The sequence below is a fragment of the Deltaproteobacteria bacterium genome (genome assembly GCA_011773515.1).
GTDB lineage: Bacteria > Desulfobacterota > Deferrimicrobia > J040 > J040 > WVXK01.
In genome coordinates this window covers 30,243-33,404 of the sequence record WVXK01000056.1, presented here as the reverse complement: position 1 = coordinate 33,404, position 3,162 = coordinate 30,243, and the positions used below count along the sequence as shown (strand labels likewise).

Here is a 3,162-nt window from a genome sequence, read left to right as displayed (position 1 = left end):
AGAACCAGCGGGGCGTGGTGGCATCCTTCCGGTACAACCTTTTGTTCGTGAGCCTCATTGCCGTTCTGGTGGGCATATTTTTGCTCTACAACACGGTCTTTGTCTCCGTCGTGAAGAGGAGGACGGAAATAGGGGTCCTGCGGGGGCTCGGAATCGGGCGCAGGACGGTCATGGCGCTCTTTACCATTCAGGGCCTGATCCTGGGGCTTGCCGGCTCACTCATCGGGATCGTCCTCGGGCAGCTCTTCGCCTATTTTTCCGTTGCAGCCGTCGAGAGGACCATGTCCACCATGTATGGTGGTGTTTCTCTGGCCGGTTTTCTTCTCACCGGGAAAGACGCCCTGGGCGCCCTGATCGTCGGTGGCGCCGTTTCCCTGGCAGCATCGCTCATACCCTCCTACGAGTCGTCGAAGATCAGGCCGAACGAGACCGTCTGGGAGGGTTCGCTGGAGGTCAGGTATCGGGGGTATCAGAGAACGTTTTCCTTAGCCGGCTCCCTCTGCATTCTCGGGGGTGCCTTTCTGTGCTACCTGGACTACGGGAAGCCGCCATTTGATTTTCCTTACCTGGCTTACGCGGGAATCCTCTTTTTCATCCTCGGCTTTACCCTCATTTCCCCCCTCTACCTCCGCGCCGCGCTGCGCATGGCGAAACCTGCGGTTTCACGCGTCTTCAAAGGGACGGGGAAGCTTGCCGTGGGGGGAATCGGAGGGGGCATTTTCCGCTTTTCCGTAGCCCTGATGAGCGTGGCCATCAGCAGCGCCCTCGTCTTTGCCCTGGTGACATCGATCTTTTCCCTCCGCAGTTCGCTGCATGCCTGGATTGACCGGAACATAACCGCCGATGTTTACATAAAACCGAAATCCTGCGTGTCGAACTACTGTTTCTTTCCCCTCTCCGCCGATGTGGAGAGAAAGGTGAAAAGCTATCCGGAAGTTGCGGGCATGGACAGGTTCAGGGTCTTGAACGTGGACCTTTTCGGGAAAAAAGTGGTTGCCGGTTTCGGGGAAACGCGGACGCTCAGGCGATTCGGCGACAGGAAATATTTCGGCGAGGGAGACAGGAAACGGCTCGAGAGGCTGGAAAGGGAGAAGGAAGTGTCGATATCTGATTTCCTCGGTGTCAGGTACGGCCTCGAGAAGGGGGATGTGCTGGAGCTTCACACCCCGAAGGGAAAAGAGCGGTTCACCATAAACAACACCTTTATCAGCTATTCGACCACGTCGGGTTTCATCTACCTCGACAGGCGATGGTTGAGGGAACTCTGGGGGATGGACGATGCAACCCAGGTGAGCCTCTACCTGGGGGAAGGGGAGGATGTATCATCCTTTGTGGCGAAACTGAAAAAGGACCTGCTTGCGGACTATTCCCTGGAAATCATGAACAACCGCGAGCTGCGGGAGCGAATTCTGTCCATTTTCAACAAAAGCTTTACCATAACCTATGCCATCGAGTTCATAGCGATCCTGGTTTCGCTGATCGGCATGGTCAACGCCCTTTTGATCCTGGTCCTCGAGAAAAAACGGGAGTTTTCCATCGTCAGATACCTCGGGGGGACTCTGTCCCAGATACGCGATATGATCGTCCTTTCCGCCGGCATCGTCGGTATTGCGGGGATTTTTCTGGGAACGATCATGGGACCGGTGATCAGCATGGTGATCATCCACGTCATAAACAGGCTCTCCTTCGGTTGGGAGGTGAGTTTTAAAATACCCCTTCTGCCCCTGTCGGCACTGACGGTCGTCCTCTTTCTCACCTCCCTTGCCGCGGGCTACCTTCCCTCCAGGGTGGCCAGAAAAGTCGACCCGAAGGCCTTTATAAGCTTCGAATGAGGGCAGTGGCGGCCATGCAGGAGAAGAGGCGTAACCGGTGAAAGGAGTTTGAATCTTATCAGGGAAAAGAAACCATTTTTTTTTCGCGGGAGGTCCTCCATGGTGAAAGTCAAAACCTTTACCTCACAGCTCAAGATATTCCACGTGAAGAGAGAGCTCGACGCTCTTGACGGTGAGGTGAACGATTTTATCGAAAAGAATGGCATCAAAAAGGTAATATCGGTCAGCGATACGAGCACGACGGGGGAAAGCGGCGAGGCGATCGGGCTTATCAGGGTTCTTGCATACGAAGCGCCCTGACGGGGACCGGTATCCCATTCAGGCACAAAAAGGAGGGGCCGGGAAAAAGGGCACGTGCAAGATTAATGGCCCCTCCTGCGGCTGGTCGACGGTCGAGCACAGGTGCAAAACCCTCAGCTGTTGAAAATCCGGTCGAGCCGCTCAAGGTCATTGATGACCCGCCATACCCCTCCGCCGGCTTCCACCCTCTTACCCCATCTGTCGAGCCGGTCCATGTATTCCCGGGGATCGATGTTATCGCTTCGAAGCTTCGTCACGTTCAGGGCGATGACTTCGAAACCCTTCATCTGGATCGGGAAATCCCGGACATGTCCTTTGACGAGGTCCTCCTTCAGGTCGGAGAAGATGAGAATCACCTTCCTCCCCGCTCCCGTCTCGTTCAGGTATTCCACGGCCTGCAGGACACCCCCGGTGATATCCGTGTGTGAACTCCCTTTCGCCTTTGCTATGAACTTCTCCATGCCCTGGGAGAAGAGGCGCTTCTGGCTGTTGGAAAAGGAGGGCCTCCGGTCAAAGGTTACTTTCCTGATGATATCTTTTTCGCTGAAGCTTCCGCTGTCGATACGGGCAACGGCAAGGGAATCCCCCGGGTTGAGCGACCCCAGGAGGTAGTTGATGATCGAGCGGGCGTTTTTCAGCTCTTCCCTGTACGTTCCCGAGGTGTCAAGAAGCATATAGACACCCTTCGTGTGGCTCGTTTTGTCGGCACATGCACCGCCGAGTACGATGAGCGCGGTGAGAAGTGCCGCGAACGTTCTTTTCATCTGAAAACCTCCTCTTTCGGGGTTTTTTGTGTGGCCTCCATCCTCTCCCGGAGAAGTTTTTCCACCCACAGGTGCGGGAAAACGAGGAGATCGTAGACGTTTACGATGGCTTCCCCGAGATAGCGGACGATGTTCCCGAACAGGCGCAGCGCGAAGGAGAAAAGGCGGAGAAATGCCGCTGCAAGGGCGCCGATTACGGTCCGTGAAGAGTGAATGAAGGATTCAAGGGGAATGGCAACGAAGGCGAGGGCGAAGGGGAGGATGAA

General features: G+C 55.6%; 4 protein-coding genes. 2 read left to right on the top strand and 2 right to left on the bottom strand.

From position 1 onward, the window contains the following. Positions 1-1,832 (top strand): FtsX-like permease family protein (locus GTN70_05635; protein NIO16465.1); only part of this gene is annotated, 1,832 nt, incomplete at its 5' end. A 99-nt stretch (positions 1,833-1,931) separates the two neighbouring features. Then, positions 1,932-2,132 (top strand): hypothetical protein, encoded by a 201-nt coding sequence (locus GTN70_05630; protein ID NIO16464.1) that lies wholly within the window; start codon positions 1,932-1,934, stop codon positions 2,130-2,132. Between the two features lie 113 nt (positions 2,133-2,245). On the opposite strand, the gene GTN70_05625 is transcribed toward GTN70_05630, so the two are convergent. Then, positions 2,246-2,860, bottom strand: coding sequence for a VWA domain-containing protein (locus GTN70_05625; GenBank protein ID NIO16463.1), 615 nt, complete (start codon positions 2,858-2,860; stop codon positions 2,246-2,248). Between the two features lie 32 nt (positions 2,861-2,892). After that, on the bottom strand, positions 2,893-3,162 hold a 270-nt coding region (locus GTN70_05620), incomplete at its 5' end, for a hypothetical protein (GenBank protein ID NIO16462.1).